The following is a 17,995-nucleotide window of genomic DNA, read 5'->3' on the forward strand; positions in this document are numbered from 1 at the left end:
TCGAGAACGTTATCGAACCGTTGCGTTATGCTCACCGGCGTGGAGCCGATCCCCCGCGTGAAGATGGCCGACGTCGCCCAGATCGCCGGTGTCTCCGTCGCGACCGTGTCGAAGGTCGTCAACGGACGCTACGGCGTTGCCCAGAGCACCCTCACGCGCGTGCAGGAAGTCATCGACCAGCTCGGCTACGAGACGAGCCTCGGTGCCCGTAGCCTGCGCAGCTACCGCACGAACGTGCTCGGCATCCTCGTCGCGGAGTTCGAGCCGTACAGCACCGAGCTCCTCAAGGGCGCCTCCGGCGCGGTCGGCCCGACGGGGTACGAGCTGCTCGCCTACTCGGGCGGCGGCGCGGGCGGCGCGGACGTCGGCTGGGAGCGGCGGTACCTCTCGCGGCTGTCCGGCACGCTCATCGACGGCGCGGTCATCGTCACTCCGACGGTCGTCGAGGCAGTGCCCGGCGTCCCCGTCGTGGCCGTCGACCCGCACACCGGCCCGTCCGGCTTCCCGACGGTCGACGCCGACAGCTTCGGCGGCGCCGTGCTCGCCACCGAGCACCTCCTGCGCCTCGGGCACCGGCGGATCGGCTTCCTCGGCGGACGCCCCGACCTCGAGTCCGCGACGCTGCGCGAGTCCGGGTTCCGGCACGCGATGGCCGCCGCCGGGGTGACGGTCGACGAGGCGCTCGTCCTCGTCGGCGGCTACCGGCCCGAGACCGCGGACCAGCCCGCCCACCAGCTGCTCTCGGAGCCCGAGCCGCCCACCGCCGTGTTCGCCGCGAACGACCTCTCCGCGATCCGCGTCATGGAGGTCGCCCGCTCGCTCGGGCTCCGCGTGCCCGAGGACCTCTCGGTCATCGGCTTCGACAACGTCCCCGAGTCCGCCATGGCGACACCGCCGCTCACCACGATCAGCCAGCCGCTGCAGCAGATGGGCGCCGAGGCCCTGCGCATGCTCGTCGACCTCATCGACGGCAAGGAGCGCTCGACCCACAGCCGGCTGCCGACCGCGCTCGTCGAGCGCTCGTCGTGCGCACCGCCGCGCACCCGCTGACCCCAGCCCCATCCACCCAGGGTCGGTGAGAACCCTGTGCGCGCGCGACCCCCGCTACGCCCGGACGACGTCGGCACGGTGCCGGCCGCCGCGCACGGCCCTGCCCGACCCCGCGCGCACGAGCGCGAACGGGATCCGCACGGCACGCGACCGTGACGGCATGAACCGCAGGAAGAACCCGAGCCGCAGCAGCCACGCGACCCACCCGGTGATCGGCACCCCGTACAGGTCGGCGACGCCGCGGCCCGTGCCGAACGACGCGGCCGCGCCCAGGCCGAGGTAGCGGAACGGCCGACCGGGCCGCCCGCGCAGGGTGTGCGCGACGTTGCGGCCCACCTGGTCGCCCGCCTTGATCGCCCACAGCGCGTTCGCCGGGACGGGCGTCCCGGAGCGGGGGTGCAGGACGGCGGCGGCGTCGCCCGCGGCCCACACGTTCGACGCGCCGCGGGCAGCGACCGGGGTGACCCGCAGGTCCCGCTGGGTGAGGATCCGGCCCCGGGCGTCACGGGCCAGCGGCTCCAGGCCGGGCAGCGGCACCGGGCGCTGGCCGGTCGTCGCCAGGACGGTGCCCGCGGGGATGCGCGTGCCGTCCGACAGCGTCACCGCGTGCGCGTCGGCGGCCACCACGCGCGTGCCCGTGCGGACGTCGACCGCGAGCCGGGCGAGCTCCGCGACGCAGCGGGCCGCCAGCCGCGGCTGCTCGTCGTGCAACGCCGGGACCACCCGGTCACCGCCGTGGACCAGCACGACGGACGGTGGCGGGGTCGGCCCGACCCGGTCCGCGAGCGCGGCGGCGAGCTCGACGCCGGCCAGGCCGCCGCCGACGACGACCACCGGCCGCCCGTCGTCACCGGCGGCCGCGGCCTGCTCGGCGAGCGCCCGCAGCCCGCCCGGGCGGCGCAGCGTGACGCCCCGGTCGGCGAGCCCCTCGACGTCGTCCAGCGGTTCGGCGGCGCCGGTGCCGACGACGAGGGCGTCGTACCGGACGGTCGCCTCGGCGGACCCGTCGGCGGGCGCGTACGTGACGGCCTGCCGGTGCAGGTCGACGTGCCGGACCCGGGCGTGCAGCACCCGCGCGTACGGCATGGCCTCGACGAGCGGCGTCTGCGTCAGGTGCGCGGGCAGCCGGCCGGCGGCGACCTCGCCCGTGAACCCGTGGAAGTTGTGCACGTCGTCGGCGCTGACCACGACGATCTCGACGTCACCGCGGCGGACCCGTCGGCGCAGCCGCCGGACGATCGCGCCGTACGCGTGCAGGGTCACGTACCCGCCACCGAGCAGGACGACCCGCCTCGGCGTGCCGGCCGCGACGCTCACCGCGCACCCGCGACGACAGCCGCGCGCTCCTCGAGCGGCCGGCCGAACGACGTGGCCGGGGCCGCCGCGAACCCGTGCCGGGCGAACCGCCCCGCGAGGTGACGCACGTGGTCGACCTGGTCCGGTGTCGGGACCCCCAGGGAGAAGTGGCCTTGATGGCCGTCCAGACCGAGGAGCGCGGTCTCCGCGAAGCACGCGTACGCGCGACCCTGCGGCAGCCCGATGTTCCCGCCGCGCAGCCGCATGTCGGGCACCGCGACGACACCGCCGTCGACGACGGTCACGTCGGGCCGTTCGTCGAGCAGCTTCGGTGAGGTGTTGCGCGGCTGGGTCGCGTCCAGGACCAGCGCGCCGGGAGCGAGGTGCTCGGCGCGCAGCAGGGCGTCGGCGGACGCGGTGAGCAGGACGACGACGTCGCAGCCGCGCACGTCGTGCAGGTCCGTCGACACGGCGGTCGGGACACGCCGGTGCGTCTCGGCGGCGAGGGTGCCGAGCTTCGCGGCCCCGCGGGCGACCAGCAGCAGCTCGTCGGCGGCCCGCGAACGCGCCAGCAGACGGACGAGCGCGGTGCCGACGCTGCCCGTCGCACCGACGACCGCGACCCGTCGCCGGCCCGCGTCGCCGAGCAGGGTGAGGAGCTGGTCCTCGACGACGGCCGCCGTGAACGCGTTGCCGTTCGTGACGCCCACGTCGGTCCGGTCCCGCAGCGTGACGCCGCCCGCGGTCACGGTCGCCGTCAGCGCGCCCAGCCCGACGACCCCCGCGCCGAGCCGCGCCGCGTGGTCGATCGCCCGGCCCACCCGGGCCCGCCCCTCGTGCGGCTCCCCGAGCAGGTGCCGCGCCCCGAACGGCACGAGCACCACGTGCCCGACCGGCTCCGGACCCTCGTCGGGCAGGTGCACGCGGGCCATCGAGAACGGCGGGAGCGGCAGCCACCGCACGGCCCGCTCGACGACACCCTCCGGCAGCCGGCCGAGCGGCCGCCACACCCGCGCGAGGTCCTCGGCGATGCGGGCGCGCGGATGGACGAGGAAGGCGAAGGGGAGGGCGCTCATGAGGGCTCCAGGCGGGAGTCGGCTGCGTGCGTCCCCTGGCGGGTCGCACCCCTCAGGTGGCCTGACCTGGGCTCCTGATACCGCCCGGACCGGGTGAGGTGCCGTCAGACCTCGGCGCCCGGCAGGCGCGAGCGCCACGTGTGCGTCGGCTCGTAGCCGAGCAGTCGGCGGGCCTTGTCGATGCCGAGCAGCGTCTCGCGGCCCTCGATCGCCCGGCGGACCGGCACGTCCGGGAAGTGCTCCGCGACGAGGTCCGCCGACGGGGTGTCGAGCACCGTGTCCGGTGCCGCGATGATGAACGCCTCGAACCCCGTCAGGTCGCTCTCCAGGGCCAGCCGCACCGCCTGCGCACCGTCGCGGGCGTCGATGTAGCCCCACAGGTTCCAGATCCGGTCCTGCGCCGTGAACTGCGGGAACGCCCGGTAGTCCTCGTCGACCATGACGTTCGAGAACCGCAGCCCGATAAGCTTCGCCTGCGGGTCCCAGCGCGTGAAGTGCCGCGCCATCTCCTCCTCGACGGCCTTGCCCAGCGAGTACGTGCTCTCGGGGCGGACCGCGTACTCCTCGTCGACCGGGACGTACGGCGGCGGCGTCTCGAACGGCAGGCCCAGCACCGTCTCGCTCGACGCCCACACGACGTTGCGGATGCCCGCCCGCCGGGCCGCGCTGAACACGTGGTGCGTCGCGACCACGTTGTTCGCGAACGTCGCCCCGCTCGGCCGCAGCCCCGGCGCCGGGATCGCCGCGAGGTGCACGACCGCGTCGACGCCGTCATACCGGTCGTCGATCCCGCTGAGCGCCTCCGTCACCTGCCCGAGGTCCGTGAGGTCCACGAGCGTGAACCGGGCCGGCTGACCCGGCGGCGGCGGGACCACGTCGACGTTCACGACGTCCCACCCGTGCTCCGCCAGGTGCTCGACGACCGCCCGACCCAGCTTCCCGCTGCCACCCGTCACCACGACACGACCCATGCCGTCGACCGTATCCCTCAGTCGGCGTCGAGCCAGACGCGCTCGGGCGGCAGCAGCGCCTCGAGCTCCGGCCAGATGGCGTCCGGCACGGCCGTCGTCGCCGCGTCCACCGTCTCGGCGACCCGCTGCGGCCGGCTCATCCCGACGATCGTCGACGCGACCCGCTCGTCGCGCAGCGAGAACTGCAGCGCCGCCGTCGCGATGTCCGTGCCGTACGCGGCGCACACGCGCCGCATCTGCTCCACCGCGCCGAGCACCTCGGGCGGTGCCGGCCGGTAGCCGTACGTCGTCGGGCCGCCGTCCTGGCTGGCCAGGATGCCGCCGCCGTACACCGCCGCGTTCAGCACGCCCATGCCCTGGCGCAGCGCCTCCTCGATGAGCGGGCCCGCGCTGCGGTCCAGCAGCGTCCAGCGGTTGTGCACCAGCAGCACGTCGAACACGCCCAGGTCCAGGTACTTCGCGATCTCCTGCACCCGGCCGCCCGCCAGGCCGATCTTCCCGACCTGACCCTCCTCGCGGAGCCGGACGAGCGCGTCGACCGCACCGCCCGGCGCGGACAGCTCGGCGAAGTCGAAGTTCTCCGGGTCGTGCAGGTGCACGAGCGGCAGGTGGTCGAGCCCGAGCCGCTCCCGGCTCTCCTCGACCGACGCACGGACCCGGTCCCCCGAGTAGTCGTCGCCCGACGGGTCGACCTTCGTCGCGAGCACCACGTCGTCCGGCAGGCCGCCGTGGCGGGCCAGTGCCGCACCGATCCGCCGCTCGCTCTCGCCGTCGCTGTACCCGTTCGACGTGTCGATGAACCGGATCGGGCTGTCGAGCGCCGCCAGCACCGTGTCGATGCCGTCCTCCGCCGGGGTGTCCCGTCCGAACAGGCGGGGCATGCTCCCGAGCGGCCCACCGCCCAGGCAGACGGCGGACACCTGCAGGCCGGTCCTGCCGAGCGGGCGGATCCACGCCTCCGTCATCGCGAGCTCCTTCGTCGTCAGGGTGTCGCCCATCCCATCACGGCCGCGGCCGGTGCCCGACGGCCCGGGCGCGCCGGACGTCGTCGCCCGGCACACGGCCGTGGCTCAGCCGGCCGCCCGCAGGAACTGCTCCAGCAGCGGACCCGCCGTCGTCGACCCGTAGTCGCCCACGTCGACGAACACCGCGACGGCGAGGTCGCCGTGCGTCGCGATCATCCACACGTGGTTCTGCAGGTTCCCGTCCTCGCCGAACTGCGCGGTGCCGGTCTTCGCGGCGACCTCCGGTGCGGGCACGTCCTGCAGGAACGTCGCGCCACCCTCCGTGACGACCGCGCGCATGAGCCCCTGCAGGGTCTGCGCCTCGGCCGTGGTGAGCGGGACGGCGGGACGCGGCGTGGCGCTCGGCGACGCCGACCCCTCGCCGCCCTCGCTCGCGGACGGGGTCGCACCGCCGGACGACGTCGCGCCCTCCGCGGGCGTGACGAGGTGCGGCGTGACGGTGTGCCCGGCCCCGACCGACGCCGCGACGGTCGCCATGCCGAGCGGCGACGCGAGGATCCGGCCCTGGCCGATCATCGACGCCGCGTGGTCCGTGCCGTCCGAGTCGGCCGGCACGGCGCCCAGGAACGCGGCGAAGCCGAGGTCGGCGTCGGGCACGAGGCCGAGCGAGCCGGCCGCGTCGATCAGCGCGTTCTGGTCGGCCTTGTCCCGGGAACCGATGAACGCCGTGTTGCACGAGTTCGCGAACGCGGTCCGCAGCGGCACGTCGCCGAGCTTGTCGGCCGGGTAGCCGGGGAAGTTCTGGAACACGCGGCCGTCGACCGTCGTGGTCGCCGGGCACGAGACGGTGCTGTCCGCGGTCAGGCCGCCGCGCAGCAGGGCCAGCGTCGTCGCGACCTTGAACGTCGAGCCCGGCGCGAACTGGCCGAGCGTCGCCGTCGACTGACCCTCACCACCCGGTCCGCTCGCCGCCGCGACGACGTCACCCGTCGACGGGCGGACCGCCACGATCGCGCTCGCGGGCCCGACCCCCGCGAGGATGTCCTCGGCGGCCTGCTGGAGGTTCGGGTCGAGCGTCGTCGCCAGCGGGGTGCCCGCCACGGGCTCCTTGCTGAACAGCTCCCGCTTCGCCGCGCCGTCGGCCGAGACCGCGTTCACCGTGATGCCCGGCACCCCGCGCAGCTGGGCGTCGAACTGACGCTGCAGCCCGCTCAGGCCCGCCGTGTCGCCGGCCGCGATCGCGCCCTCGGACTTCTCGACGATCTCGGCCGTCGCAGGGCCGACGGTGCCGAGGATCGGACGGGCGAACACGCGGGTCGGCGCGAGCGGCAGCGTGTCCGACACGGCGCTCACGCCGACCGCCGTGGTGAGCGCGGGGATGTCGTAGGCGGGGTCGCCCTGACGCACCGTGATGGCCTCGACGAACGCCTTCGGCCCCGCCGCCGCCACCTTCGCGGCGTACTCGTCCGCGTCGATGCCGAGACCCACGGCGAGCCACCGGGCTGCGGCGTCCTGGCCGGCCGCGTCCGTGTGGGTCTTGTCGACACCGAGGTGCCACACGGGGCGCGGCTCGACGATCGGGACGCCTCCCGCGCCGAGCACGTTGGCCCGCTCCGCGCGGACCCGGGTCGTGGTGAGCTTCTCGCCGGCCACGAGGTCGGGCGCGAGCAGCGCCGGGGACCAGGTCACCCGCCAGACGGACTCGTCCTCGGCGTCGCGCGTGAGGTGCGCGGTCGTCGTGTACGTCCAGTCGTCGTCCGTGTCGTCGACGTCCCAGGTGAAGGCGAACTTGGCCGTCGCGGTGTCGGGGTCGTCCTTCGGGCTCGCGGCGGACGTGAAGGTGACCTTCGGCTCGAGCGGGTCGAGGCCCTCGTAGGCCGCGGTGCGCGCGTCGGCCGCCGCGGCGGCGTCGCCCGAGCCGTCCGCGAACTCGACGGCCGTGAAGCTGCCCGACGTGAGCGCGGCCGCCAGCGTCTTCGCGGCGGCGTCCGGGCCCGGCGGCTTCGACGAGCACGCCGCGAGCCCCGCGGCGGCGAGCACGCCGACGGTCCCGACCGCGACGAACCGTCGCCAGCCGGGCCGGGCTGCCGGGCCACGTGCGGGGAGCACGACACCGGCGCGGACCTGCGGTACGACGTGACCCCGGGCTCCGGGGCGACGGCTTGCGAACGTCATCATGTCCTTTCGTGCCCGGCCCTCGTCGGCCGGGGATGCCCCACCGCGACGCACGTGGTCGCGCAGGACGGGCGAACGCATCGTGTCGTGACGACCGACGTCGGCGCGACCCGATTCCACCGCCCCGGTCGGCAGCCAGGGCACCTCGTGAGCGTGCCAGGAACCGTCGCCGCCCGTGGGCGGTACGGGAAAGCCTTCACCCTTCCTCCCCACGGCGCCCGGGGCGGTCAGAGCACCCCGTCCGGGTCGTACGTGCGGCGGACCTCGTCGAGCCGTGCGCTCGTCGCCGCCGACCAGCGCGGCGGCCCGAGACCGCCGCCGAAGTTCGGGTTCAGCTCGTCCGCGACCCACGGCGACAGGTCGTCGACCAGCGACCTGCCCACCGCAGGGAGGTCGTCGAACGTCGACGGGTCGAGGGCGACGAGCGAGAACGTGAACCCGGCGCCGCGCCCCGACACCGCCGACCCGCCCGGGACGTCGACCTCCGTCGCCCCCGCGACGTGGCGGAGCTCCACGGCGACGAACGGGTGGTCCGCGTCCGGTCCGACCCGGTCGAGCCAGACCGACGCGAGGTCGTCGTCCGCGTGCGACAGCAGCCCGCCACCCGCCCAGCTCGGCCCGGGCTCCGTCGGGTTGGCGTGGATCCGTGCCACCTGGCCGAGCGGCAGAGGGCCGAGGCCGTCGAGCAGCACGGGGGCAAGGGCCCGCAGCGGCGCGGCGACCCGCTCACCCGTCGCGGCGTCCCCGGGCCGCGTGACCCGCAGGCCGAGCGCCGTGCGTCCCCGCAGCGGGGGCGGCACGGCGTCGAGCGGCGGGAACCGGACGACGACCGCGCTCGTGGTGGTCGCCGGGTCCGCGGTGGCCGTCCACGCGATCCAGCCGCGCAGCGCCGCCTCGACGTGCTCCTTGTCGAAGAAGAGCGACCCTGCGTACAGCTCGGGCACCTCCGCGAGCCGGACCCGCAGCCCTGTCACGATCCCGAGCCCCCACTTTCCGCCGCGCAGGGCCCAGAACAGGTCCGGGTGGTGCTCCTCGCTCGCCTCGACGACCTCGCCCGCCCCGGTGACGACCGTGACGGACACCAGGTGGTCCGAGCTGAACCCGTGGCTGCGCGCGAACGGTCCGAGCCCGCCCCCGAGCAGGAACCCGACGACCCCGACCGTCGGCGCCGACCCCGCGACCGGGGCCAGCCCGGACGGCGCGGCCGCCGCGACGACGTCGCCCCACCGGGCGCCCGCGCCGACCGTCGCGACCCTGGTGGCGGCATCGACCTCGACGCCGCCGAGCCGCCGCGTGCTCACCAGGACGCCGGAGCGCGCGGGAGGTCCGCCGTGCCCGGTCGCGTGCGCGGCAACGTGCAGGCCGTGCGCCCGGGCGTGGTGGACCGCCGCCACGACGTCCTGCACGCTCGTCGCCCCGACGACGACGTCGGGGTGGTGGCCCAGGGTGGTGGAGAACGACGCGACCTCGTCGTCGTAGCCGTCGTCGGACGGCGTCAGGACGGGGCCGGTGACGTGCTGCTGCAGCGCGTGCGGCATGGGACGACCTCCTCGGGACCGGGGCTCGTGGGGCTGCTGCAGCAGACTCCCACCGACCACTGACGTCCCGCGCCGTCAGCCCTCGACGAGCCTGCGCACCGCGGCGTGCAGGTCGTCACGGACCGCGCCCTGCGCGACCCCCGGCACGAGCAGCAGGCCGTGCACGAGGCCCAGCACCTGCGTGAGCACCCGCTCGGCGGACGCGCCGGTGACGCCGGGACGGCGGTCGAGCGCCGCCTGCAGCGCCTCGACCTTCGCCGTCGTCGCGTGCTGCCACTCGGGCAGGCCGGCGAGCACCCCCGGTCGCTCGAGCGTGTGCCACAGCAGCAGCCGGACCAGCTCGGGGTGCGCGAGGTTGAAGTCGAGCAGCCGGACGGCGTACCCCGGCAGGTCGTCCGCGTCGAACGGGACGGCGTCGACGAACTGGTCGATGCGGTTCTCCACGACCGCGTCGAACAGGGCGTCCTTGCTGGTGAAGTACGCGTAGAGGCGCTGCTTGTTGGCGGCCGCCCGCTCCGCGATCCGGTCGACGCGGGCACCGGCGAGACCTCGCTCGGCGAACTCGTCCGCGGCCGCCGCGAGGATCCGTGCCGGCGTCGACCCGGGCTCGGGACCGCTCATGCCGGCAGCGCGGTGCCGGTCAGGTCCTGCGCGACCGCCCACAGCCGGGCCGCGGTCGCGCCGTCCCGCATCCGCCGGTTGAGGTGCACCGGGCCCGGGTCGCCGACGAGCCCCCACCGGCCCGTCGGGCCGTAGTACCCGCCCTGCGCGGCGAGCGGGCTCGTCGCGGCCAGCAGGATCGAGCCCGCACCCTCGGGCGGCAGCATCGACGGCATCACCGAGTCGCCCGAGAAGATCGACCGGCGGGGCGTGTCCCGGCCGAGCGACGCACCGGCGGTCTGCAGGTTCGTCCGCGTGAACCCCGGGTGCGCGGCGGTGCTGAGCAGCGGCCACCCGCGCTCGTCGGACACGCGCGCCAGGTGCCGTGCGAGGTGCAGGTCGGCGAGCTTCGACTGGCCGTACGCCCGCCACGGCCGGTAGCCGCGGGTCCACTGCAGGTCGTCGAACCGGATGCGGGCCCAGCTCGCGACACCGCTGCTCATCGTCGCGACGCGGGGCTCGGGCGCGGCGAGCAGCAGCGGCAGCAGCAGGTTCGTGAGCGCGAGCGGTCCCAGGAAGTTGGTGCCCATCTGCAGCTCGAACCCGTCGGCCGTCTCGAACCGGGTGGGCGGGACCATCACGCCCGCGTTGTTCACGAGCACGTCGAGCCGGTCGAGGTCGGCCGTCAGGGTGTCGGCGAAGTGGCGGACGGAGGCGAGGTCGGCGAGGTCGACCACCCGGACCTCCACGTCCGCGCCCGGGTGGGCCGCGCGGATCTCGGCGAGCGCCTTCTCGCCCTTCTCGGCGTTCCGGACGGCGAGGACGACACGGGCGCCGGCGGCGGCGAGCTGCTCGGCCGCGGCCCGGCCGGTGCCGCTGTTCGCGCCCGTGACGACGAACGTGCGGCCGTGCTGCTCCGGGACGGCGTACATGACGGCTCCTTCGAACAACCAACTGGTTAGTTGGCAGGATCCCTCCGCATCCGTCGCCCGTCAACACCGCATCGCCCTCGGGACGACAGGCGCGCTGTGGGCGGGGCTCGGGAGACTGTCCGGGAGCACGGACCGCAGCGCATCGGAGGGCGAGCGTGGAGCCGTTCACCGTCGAGATCGACGAGGAGGCGCTCGCCGACCTGCGCGACCGCCTGCGCCGCACCCGGTGGTCCCGGACCGTCCCGGGCACCGGATGGTCCCGGGGCGTGCCCGTCGACGTCCTGCGGGACCTCGTCGGGCACTGGCTCACCGGCTACGACTGGCAGCGCCTGCGCCGGCGGCTCGGCGAGGTGCCGCACCTCGTCACGACCGTCGACGGCCAACGGATCCACCTCGTCCACGCGCGCTCGCCGGAACCGGCCGCGCTCCCCCTGCTCCTCACCCACGGCTGGCCCGGCTCGGTGCTCGACCACCTGCACCTCGTCGGACCGCTCACCGACCCGGCCCGCCACGGCGGCGACCCCGCCGACGCCTTCCACGTCGTCGCGCCCTCGCTGCCGGGCTTCGGGTTCTCGACCCCGCTCGCGGGCCCCGGCTGGGACCACCACCGGATCGCGCGCGCCTGGCCGGAGCTGATGACCCGTCTCGGGTACGCACGGTTCGGGGTGGTGGGCGGCGACACGGGATCGGTCGTCTCACCGCTCGTCGGGCGGATCGCGCCGGACCGCGTCGTCGGGGTCCACCTCCACGGCAACCTCGACGTCCCCAGGCACGCGCCCGACGAGTCGCCCGCCGAGAGCGCCCGGGTCGACGCCGGCCGGCAGCGCGCGCGGACCGACGGCGGCTACGCGGCCCTGCAGCAGACGCGCCCCCACACGCTCGGGCACGCGCTCGCGGACTCCCCCGCCGGGCAGCTGGCCTGGGTGCTCGACAAGCTGCACGACTGGACGGACCCGGCCCACCCGCCGTTCGGCGGCGTCGACCTCGACGACGTCCTGGACCTCGTCGTGCTGTTCTGGGTCACCGGGACGGCCGCGACGTCGGCCAACCTGTACTACGAGAACCGGGTCGCGGCACCGCCTCCGGGTGCCCCGGGCGTCGTGCCCACGGCCGTCGCCCTGTTCCCGACGGACCCGCCCACACGCAGCGCCGCCGGCCGCCAGCACCACCTCGTCCGCTGGACCGAGCTGCCGCGCGGCGGCCACTTCGCAGCGCTGGAGGCCCCCGACCTGCTGGTCGACGACCTCCGGGCCTTCTACCGCCCCCTGCGAGACGAGCGGGTCAGCCGCCGATGATGACCGTCGGGCAGCCCGGGCCCGGCACGATCGGGGTGCCGTGCATGCTCAGGTCGGCCAGCCGGGCGGCCGGGAAGTTGCCGATCAGCACCGTCAGGCTGCCCATCGCGATCCCGTTCGGTGCGGGCGAGACGCACGGGATCCCGCCGGGGATGTTGTTCGCGACGGCGGCCGGCTGACCGCCGATGAGCACCGTCATGACCGCCGCCGCGGGCGTGATGGGCCCGCCCACGTGCGGCTTCGGTCCGTCGAACAGCGGGCACAGGGCGGTGTCACCCACCCGCAGCGCCGGTCCCATCGGCATCGCGTCGGACCCGTCAGGGGGTCGCCGGCGGGACCGGGACGACGAGCGTGCCGCTGAAGACGAGCGCGTCGTTGCAGGCCGCCGGCTTCGGGGTGCCGTCCGGTGGTGTCCCGATGGTCCGGCAGTTCACCGTCACCCGGAACGTGGCGTCGCCCGGCACCGTGATGGGCGTCTGGAAGTGGTAGTCGTTGTCGCGGAAGTTCTCGAGCGCGACCTGGAGCAGCGTCGTCGCCGTCCCGCCGCCGGCGGGCACGACCGCGAGCGTCATCGTGCCGAAGTCGCCCTGCGGGTTGTTGAGCACCAGGTCCGTGATGCGCAGCGTCTGGTCCGTCGGCACCGGGAACGTCGCGTCGTCCGACGCGCCCTCCGCCAGGCCCGTCACGGAGAGCCGCTGCAGCGTCGGCGTGAACAGCTCCGTCGGCGTCACCGGCAGGTTCTTCGTGAGGTCCTCGACCTTCGCGGTCTGCTCCTGCGCGGCGGCCGCCGCCTGGGCCGCCTGCGCGGACCCCGCCTGGGCGTCGGTGGCCGACTTCTGCGCGGCCGCGGCCGCCTCGTTGGCCTGCGCGACCTCGTCCTCGACGGACGACTTCGCGGCCGACGCGATCACCGGCTTCAGCAGCGTGAACCACAGCAGCGCCAGCAGCGCCAGGAGGGCGAGCAGCGCGAGGAGGGCCTTGAAGAACCACTTCGGGATGATCGACGTCTGCACGTGCGCGCCGTCGAGCAGCACCGGCGTCGTGTTCTCCGCGGCGGCGGTCACCGTGAACGGGTGCGTCACGTCCGGACCGCGCCACAGGCTCTTCGCCGGCTTGACCTTGACGTCGGCGAACGCCGCCTCGCCGGGACCCACGGTCAGCAGCTGCGGGTTGATCCGGTAGTCGAGGGTGTTCTGCTCGTCGGCCGCCTGCAGCGTCACCGTGACGGGCACGTTGCCACGGTTGTCGAACGCGACCCGGTGCTTCGCGCCACGCCGCCCGTGCGACGTGCGGGGCAGCAGCTCGGCGGTCGTGTCGAGGAACGGCAGCACCTCGACGACACCCTCGGGGATCACGGTCTCGTCGACGTGCTCGAACGGGACGACGCGGATGCCGTAGTCCAGCGGGCCGGCCGGCACCGTCGCGGAACGCGGGGGTGCGAACCGGATCGTCGCCGTCGTGGACGTGTCCGGGTAGAGCCCGTCGATCACTGCGGGCTCGATCGTCGTCCACGCCGCGGGCACCCCGAGCACCTCGATCCGGTAGCCCTCCACCGTCGTGCCCGTGTTACGGATGTGCAGCGGCACGACCGCCTCGGTCCCGGGGGAGAGCTCCACCCGGGGCGAGTCCAGCTTGGCCGTCGTCGTCATGCAGGCGACCGTACGGCTCGACGCCCGGCAGGACGACGGTCCCCCGGGCGGGCCGAACGGGCAGCGGTGCTGCCCGTTGAGTCGATGTTGACTGCACGATCAGTGCGCCCCTGCACGCTGTCCGGACGAGCATCCGGGGGGGCCGGATGCCAGGAGCAGGGGGCACATCATGGAACGAGTGGCGGTGTGGGTGAGCGCACGGGACCCGATCTCGGAGGCAGGCGTGGTCAGCGCGCTGCGGCCGCGGCCGGAGGTCCGGGTCCTGGGGCACGACGAGGCGGAGGCCTCCCAGGTGGCGGTCGTCGTCGCGGACGCGGTCGACGACGACGCGCTGCGGCTCGTGCGGATGGTCCGAAGGCAGACGCCGAGCCAGGCGGTCCTCGTGGCCGGCCGGCTCGAGGACGGCGACGTGGTGACGGCCGTCGAGGCGGGCGTCCTCGGGCTCGTGCGGCGCAGCGAGGCGACGCCCGACCGGCTCGTCCGGGTGATCTGCGGGGCAGCGACCGGTGAGGGCAGCGTGCCGCCCGACCTGCTGGGGCGGCTCCTCGACCAGGTGGGGACCCTCCAGCGACAGGTCCTGCGGCCGCGTGGGCTGACGTTCACCGGCCTGGCGTCCCGCGAGATCGAGGTGCTCCGGCTCATCGCCGACGGCTACGACACGTCCGAGATCGCCCGGGAGCTCGCCTACTCGGAGCGGACCGTGAAGAACGTGCTGCACGACGTGACGACGCGCCTGCAGCTGCGCAACCGGTCGCACGCCGTGGCGTACGCGCTGCGGGAAGGACTCATCTAGTCGACCTGCCGATGTCCGTGACGGGCCGCTGCGCACTCCTCCTTGCAGTGCCCGTCCGGGCACCGGTGCCGTGCCCGTCGGACCCGCCGTGTCCCGGCGGGTCGACCGGCGGTCGCGGGACCGCTCGCGACCGCTCGGTCGCGGGCCGGTCAGGGGGAGGTTCGTGATGGCTGGAGCGCGAGCGTGGGCCGCGGGCCTCGTCGCCGGGACGTTGCTGGTGTCCGGGGCGGCGGGCGCGTCGGCCGCGGGTCCGCTCGGTGGTGCGGTCGTGGCGGCGCTGCCGGTGCCCGTCGCCGCGGCGCCGCGGGTGGGGTTCACCGACCGCACGGACGAGCTGCGCGAGGTGCACCTCGACTGGCAGGACGTGATCATCAACCTGGCCGGGGGCACCCCGGCCGGGCCCGCGCCGGTCGGCGAGGGGCTGGTGGGCGAGGTCCTCGGGGAAGGCACGACCGGCGGCGGCATCCTCGGCGGCGGCACGACCGGCGCGGCCACCCTCGGCGGCGGCACGACCGGCGGCAGCACGACCGGCGGCGGCACCCCGCTGGCCGTCCTGGCCGCCCCCGTCATGCCGCCGGTGTTCTTCGACCCGACCCCCGAGGACACCCCGTACGTCGACGGTCACCGCCACGACGGCGAGGCGACCGCGCACACCGTCGTCGGCGACGAGAACCCCACCGACGTCGCGGCCGACCTCACCTGGGTCAGCACGGCCGCGCAGGACGACCCCGCCGCGCCCACCGGCCCGGAGGACCCCGGCGAGGTGTACTACCGGGACCTCACCGCCCAGAGCGCCGCCGACGCCCGGGTCACGTGCGACCCCGCGACCGAGGTGCACCCGTCGGTCTCCCCCGACGGCACCCGCATCGCGTACGCGACGAACGCGCACGGGACCTGGGACATCGCCGTCGCGCCCGTCAGCACGGACAGCACCTGCCCGAAGGCGGAGCCGACGTGGGTGACGCACGGCGAGGGCGACAGCACGTGGCCCGCCTGGCTCGACGACGGCACGCTCGTGTTCTCCAGCACCCGGGACGACGAGCTCGGCGACCTGTTCGTCGCCGCGGCCGACGGCACGGGGTCGGCGTCCCCCCTCACCGACGGCCCGGGGTCCGCCGACACGCAGCCCGACGTCCGCGCGACGGCGACGGGATGGCTGGTCGCCTTCACGACGACGCGGTACCGGCCGGACGGCTCGATCGGGCTCCTGGGGCTCACCCGGGACCTCAAGCCCGACCCGGCGGTGGGTCCCGACGGCCTGCGCGACCCGTTCGCCGACGCCGTCCTCGGGACCCCGCAAGGGTCGGAGCCGGTGTGGAGCCTGCCCGGCTCGCCGTGGGCCGTCGCGTTCACCTCGACGTGGTCCGACCCGTCCGGCGACATCATGGTCGCTGCCTTCACCCCGGACGCGGCCGCGCTCGTCGACTACACCACGGTCGCCGGCACCTTCCGGCGCGCCGAGTCGCACCCGACCTGGCTGTCCTTCACCGACACGGGGTCCGCCCAGGACGTCCGGCTCGTGTACACCTCCGAGGTCGGGACGCCAGACGTGAGCGATGCGGTCGCGGACGACGGGTCGGACATCCGTGAGATCTCCCGGTCGGCGCTGCCGCTCGACCCGGACGACCTCACGCCCTCCACCGACCTGAGCCAGGCGGGCCTCGACTACTCCCCCGACGGCCAGTACGTCGTCTACAGCGTGCAGCGCGGCGCCCAGGACGGCACCGGCTGGGCGCTGCAGATCGCCCGCGCCGACACGCTCGAGGTCGTCGAGAGCTTCGAGTACGACCGGGTCGGGCCGGACATCGACCTCAACCCCACGTGGTCCCCCGACGGGTCGACGATCGCCTTCGTCCGGCGGCCCTGGGTGCAGGTCGCCACCGGCGGCTTCCACGCCCAGGCGCAGATCGTCACCGTGGACGCGACCGACCCGACCGAGCCGAGGATGCGCAAGGTCCTCGAGATCACGCCTGAGCCGGCCGCGTCCCCGTACACGGACCTCGACCCGTCGTGGTTCCCGGACAGCGAGCGGCTCGCGTTCTCACGCGCGTCAGGCGACACGGACGACCTCGACCTGCGGTCCATCTGGACGATCAACACCCGCACGCTGACCTCCGAGCAGATCCGGTTCTGCAGCAGCACCACGACCTGCCGGTTCACGGTTCCCCTGCGCGGTCGGGCGCCGGCGGTCTCCCCCGACGGCACGCAGATCGCCGTCGCGTCGCTGCTGCTCGACGCGGACGGTGCGGATCCGCTGGACATCGCGACGCCCGGGAACATCGGGATCGTCGACATCGACGAGACCACAGACGGGATCGCGGTGACCGGCACGTCCGCGCTGACCGGCTTCCGCCCGGACGGCTCCGCCACCGACAGCCGCCGGGTGGTCGCGACGGCGGACCAGCCGGACTGGTCGCCCGACGGCGCGGAGATCGCGTTCTCCGGCTCCCCGGCGACCGGGCCCGAGGCGCGCGGCATCTGGGCGGTGTCGCCCGAGGGGACAGGTCTGCGTCGCATCGTGGACCGTCCCGGTCCGCAGCGCAGCCCTGCCTACCAGCCGTTCACGGACATGGTGCTGACCATGTCGGCCTCCCCACCGACAGGGGGTGGCGCGACCGTCACGGCCGTCGCGACCAACGCCGGCCCCGGGCTCGTGCGCTCCGCGACCGTGTCCGTCGAGCTGCCCCCCGGCCTCACGTCGCCGGGCGCCACGGGATGCACCGTGGCGGCCGCGGTGCTGACGTGCGCGGTGGACGCGCCGATGAGCACGGGCGACACGGCGTCGTTCGAGATCCCCGTGACCGGGATCGACGGAGCCGCGACGACGACCGTCACCGGGGTCGTCACGACCCCCACACCGGAGCGCGTGGTCACGAACAACTCCGCGAGCGTCGAGCTGGGCGTGGCCGGCGGTGTCGGCGTCACGGTGTCGATCGAGTCGCCCGGGATCGTCTACACCGGCGGGCAGCCCCTGCGCGCGACGTACACGGTGCGCAACGCCGGCGGCCTGCCCGCGCAGGCCGTCACCCTGACCACCGGGTTCGGCGCACCGCTCGTCCCCGTCCCGGCGGGCGGCCCGTCGTGCCTGGACGCCGCGGGCACCTGCGCCCTGGGCACGCTGGCCCCGGGGGCCGCGCTCGTGCTCACCGCGAGCGTCGGACCGCCGCCGTCCCCGCCGCTGCCGGCGCTGTCGACGCCGACGCCCGCGCTCACGGCGCCCGTCACGGGCGCGGTCGCCACCACGTCGCCCGACCCGAACCCCGCCGACGACGTCGCGAGCGCGAACCTCGAGGTCCGGCAGCCCAGCGTCGTCCTGACGCCCGCGACCGCCCGGCCCGGCGAGGTCGTCTTCGCCGTCGGCCAGGACTTCCCGCCCGGCGCACCGGTGCAGCTGAGCTGGTCCCAGGGCCTCATGAGCGTGGCCAGCGACCCGGACTCCGGCACGGGCACCTGGTCGCAGGCCGTCGTGCTCCTCGACGACACCCTGCTCAGCGCCCGCCTGCTGCAGGTCGAGGACCGCAGCGCCACGCCCGCGTACGGCCCGGCACGCGCCCGGCTGCTCGTCGTCCCCACGTCCGTCGACGCGCCGACGTTCCTGTTCCGGAAGTGAGCACGGGAGGCGTCGCCGGCGGTCCGGCGGCGGCCTCCCGCACGA

14 protein-coding genes are annotated in these 17,995 nt (G+C 75.2%); 4 read left to right on the forward strand and 10 right to left on the reverse strand.

Annotated features, from left to right (window positions below):
• Window positions 1-63: 63 nt before the first annotated feature.
• The gene (locus tag Cch01nite_RS13635; RefSeq protein WP_203756242.1) at window positions 64-1,050 is read left to right on the forward strand and encodes a LacI family DNA-binding transcriptional regulator; all 987 of its coding nucleotides are present in this window, start codon (window positions 64-66) and stop codon (window positions 1,048-1,050) included.
• 54 nt (window positions 1,051-1,104) lie between these two features.
• Here the strand turns inward: Cch01nite_RS13635 and Cch01nite_RS13640 are convergent, their stop codons facing one another.
• From Cch01nite_RS13640 to Cch01nite_RS13675, 8 genes are all read right to left on the reverse strand, one after another.
• Window positions 1,105-2,367, reverse strand: coding sequence for an NAD(P)/FAD-dependent oxidoreductase (locus tag Cch01nite_RS13640; RefSeq protein WP_203755701.1), 1,263 nt, complete (start codon window positions 2,365-2,367; stop codon window positions 1,105-1,107).
• Window positions 2,364-3,422, reverse strand: a complete 1,059-nt coding sequence (locus Cch01nite_RS13645) for a semialdehyde dehydrogenase (protein WP_203755705.1) — start codon at window positions 3,420-3,422, stop codon at window positions 2,364-2,366. The genes Cch01nite_RS13640 and Cch01nite_RS13645 overlap by 4 nt, the downstream gene beginning before the upstream one ends.
• A gap of 104 nt (window positions 3,423-3,526) precedes the next feature.
• Complete coding sequence (locus tag Cch01nite_RS13650; protein ID WP_203755708.1) at window positions 3,527-4,393, reverse strand: NAD-dependent epimerase/dehydratase family protein; 867 nt, start codon at window positions 4,391-4,393, stop codon at window positions 3,527-3,529.
• A gap of 17 nt (window positions 4,394-4,410) precedes the next feature.
• Complete coding sequence (locus Cch01nite_RS13655; RefSeq protein ID WP_239070521.1) at window positions 4,411-5,391, reverse strand: aldo/keto reductase; 981 nt, start codon at window positions 5,389-5,391, stop codon at window positions 4,411-4,413.
• Window positions 5,392-5,463: 72 nt separating this feature from the next.
• Window positions 5,464-7,533, reverse strand: coding sequence for a penicillin-binding transpeptidase domain-containing protein (locus Cch01nite_RS13660; RefSeq protein WP_203755710.1), 2,070 nt, complete (start codon window positions 7,531-7,533; stop codon window positions 5,464-5,466).
• A 227-nt stretch (window positions 7,534-7,760) separates the two neighbouring features.
• Window positions 7,761-9,071 (reverse strand): FAD-binding oxidoreductase, encoded by a 1,311-nt coding sequence (locus tag Cch01nite_RS13665; protein WP_203755713.1) that lies wholly within the window; start codon window positions 9,069-9,071, stop codon window positions 7,761-7,763.
• A 75-nt stretch (window positions 9,072-9,146) separates the two neighbouring features.
• Window positions 9,147-9,692, reverse strand: a complete 546-nt coding sequence (locus tag Cch01nite_RS13670; RefSeq protein ID WP_203755716.1) for a TetR/AcrR family transcriptional regulator — start codon at window positions 9,690-9,692, stop codon at window positions 9,147-9,149.
• On the reverse strand, window positions 9,689-10,603 hold the full coding sequence (locus Cch01nite_RS13675; RefSeq protein WP_203755720.1) for an SDR family oxidoreductase: 915 nt from the start codon (window positions 10,601-10,603) through the stop codon (window positions 9,689-9,691). Before Cch01nite_RS13675 ends, Cch01nite_RS13670 begins: the two co-directional genes overlap by 4 nt.
• A 155-nt stretch (window positions 10,604-10,758) precedes the next feature.
• Between Cch01nite_RS13675 and Cch01nite_RS13680 the strand changes: the two genes are divergently transcribed.
• Window positions 10,759-11,898, forward strand: coding sequence for an epoxide hydrolase family protein (locus tag Cch01nite_RS13680; protein WP_203755723.1), 1,140 nt, complete (start codon window positions 10,759-10,761; stop codon window positions 11,896-11,898).
• Here the strand turns inward: Cch01nite_RS13680 and Cch01nite_RS13685 are convergent.
• Window positions 11,885-12,202, reverse strand: a complete 318-nt coding sequence (locus tag Cch01nite_RS13685; protein WP_203755726.1) for a PAAR domain-containing protein — start codon at window positions 12,200-12,202, stop codon at window positions 11,885-11,887. The two genes, Cch01nite_RS13680 and Cch01nite_RS13685, sit on opposite strands and share 14 nt — an antisense overlap.
• 13 nt (window positions 12,203-12,215) lie before the next feature.
• Window positions 12,216-13,547 carry a COG1470 family protein gene (locus Cch01nite_RS13690; RefSeq protein ID WP_203755729.1) on the reverse strand — a complete coding sequence of 444 codons (1,332 nt, stop codon included), beginning with the start codon at window positions 13,545-13,547 and terminating at the stop codon, window positions 12,216-12,218.
• A gap of 169 nt (window positions 13,548-13,716) precedes the next feature.
• On the opposite strand from Cch01nite_RS13690, the gene Cch01nite_RS13695 reads away from it, so the two are divergent.
• Complete coding sequence (locus tag Cch01nite_RS13695) at window positions 13,717-14,340, forward strand: response regulator transcription factor (protein ID WP_203755732.1); 624 nt, start codon at window positions 13,717-13,719, stop codon at window positions 14,338-14,340.
• Window positions 14,341-14,506: 166 nt separating this feature from the next.
• Complete coding sequence (locus Cch01nite_RS13700) at window positions 14,507-17,950, forward strand: DUF11 domain-containing protein (protein ID WP_203755735.1); 3,444 nt, start codon at window positions 14,507-14,509, stop codon at window positions 17,948-17,950.
• Window positions 17,951-17,995: the final 45 nt, after the last annotated feature.

Source organism: Cellulomonas chitinilytica, from assembly GCF_016862675.1.
Classification (GTDB): Bacteria; Actinomycetota; Actinomycetes; order Actinomycetales; family Cellulomonadaceae; genus Cellulomonas; species Cellulomonas chitinilytica.

What these genes read in the sequence shown, in the direction of transcription:
- Cch01nite_RS13635 (WP_203756242.1), top strand. Translation starts at nt 64, where the DNA reads ATGGCCGACGTCGCCCAGATCGCCGGTGTCTCCGTCGCGACCGTGTCG.
- Cch01nite_RS13645 (WP_203755705.1), bottom strand. Translation starts at nt 3,422, where the DNA reads ATGAGCGCCCTCCCCTTCGCCTTCCTCGTCCATCCGCGCGCCCGCATC.
- Cch01nite_RS13650 (WP_203755708.1), bottom strand. Translation starts at nt 4,393, where the DNA reads ATGGGTCGTGTCGTGGTGACGGGTGGCAGCGGGAAGCTGGGTCGGGCG.
- Cch01nite_RS13655 (WP_239070521.1), bottom strand. Translation starts at nt 5,391, where the DNA reads ATGGGCGACACCCTGACGACGAAGGAGCTCGCGATGACGGAGGCGTGG.
- Cch01nite_RS13660 (WP_203755710.1), bottom strand. Translation starts at nt 7,533, where the DNA reads ATGACGTTCGCAAGCCGTCGCCCCGGAGCCCGGGGTCACGTCGTACCG.
- Cch01nite_RS13665 (WP_203755713.1), bottom strand. Translation starts at nt 9,071, where the DNA reads ATGCCGCACGCGCTGCAGCAGCACGTCACCGGCCCCGTCCTGACGCCG.
- Cch01nite_RS13670 (WP_203755716.1), bottom strand. Translation starts at nt 9,692, where the DNA reads ATGAGCGGTCCCGAGCCCGGGTCGACGCCGGCACGGATCCTCGCGGCG.
- Cch01nite_RS13675 (WP_203755720.1), bottom strand. Translation starts at nt 10,603, where the DNA reads ATGTACGCCGTCCCGGAGCAGCACGGCCGCACGTTCGTCGTCACGGGC.
- Cch01nite_RS13685 (WP_203755726.1), bottom strand. Translation starts at nt 12,202, where the DNA reads ATGCCGATGGGACCGGCGCTGCGGGTGGGTGACACCGCCCTGTGCCCG.
- Cch01nite_RS13690 (WP_203755729.1), bottom strand. Translation starts at nt 13,547, where the DNA reads ATGACGACGACGGCCAAGCTGGACTCGCCCCGGGTGGAGCTCTCCCCC.
- Cch01nite_RS13695 (WP_203755732.1), top strand. Translation starts at nt 13,717, where the DNA reads ATGGAACGAGTGGCGGTGTGGGTGAGCGCACGGGACCCGATCTCGGAG.
- Cch01nite_RS13700 (WP_203755735.1), top strand. Translation starts at nt 14,507, where the DNA reads ATGGCTGGAGCGCGAGCGTGGGCCGCGGGCCTCGTCGCCGGGACGTTG.